We start from the raw sequence: 494 nt of genomic DNA on the forward strand, positions 1-494 counted from the left end.
GACCATCTTCTTCGGTCGTGACCACCACCTCAAGGAAGTGGGGTGCAAAGTCGGCAGGTGCCGTGAACGTGGGGAGCGGTACGCGTGCCGGTTTCACACCGCCAGTACCTGTAGCCACCTTTTCAGTGCGCGTCGCCTGCGCTTTCGCCAGCGACGACTTCTTCTTCGTTGTTGCCATTCTTGTTTCCGTAGAGAAGGTAATTCAGTTCAGATTGCAGGTTCACCACCATCTCAGCAAGCCGCAAGTTAGCCAACGCCTGAGCCTGTTCAACTTGGCCTAGACGATGGGCACGCGCTATCTGGAATTCGATTGTGGTTTGCAGCATGGCCTCGGATACAGCAGGACGCTGGAGTTCTTGCTCCATCCACGCTATACCCTCGGTCTGCTGCCACTCCGGGTCGGAGCCGTGCTCGATCAGGAGCCGTGTTTCGATCAGGAACGTTACATCCCGCAGCAGATACGCTGTCTTTACTAGATGGAACAGTTCCGGATC

At 56.3% G+C, this 494-nt stretch carries 1 protein-coding gene; it reads right to left on the minus strand.

Translation table 11 applies throughout. The features are described from left to right. Positions 1–122: 122 nt before the first annotated feature. Positions 123–494, minus strand: a 372-nt coding sequence (locus tag AC1RPT_RS07595; protein WP_481762955.1) for a hypothetical protein, incomplete at its 5' end; no start/stop codon positions are given.

The sequence above is a fragment of the Dellaglioa sp. CoH-56-MRSF-11 genome, from assembly GCF_056782135.1.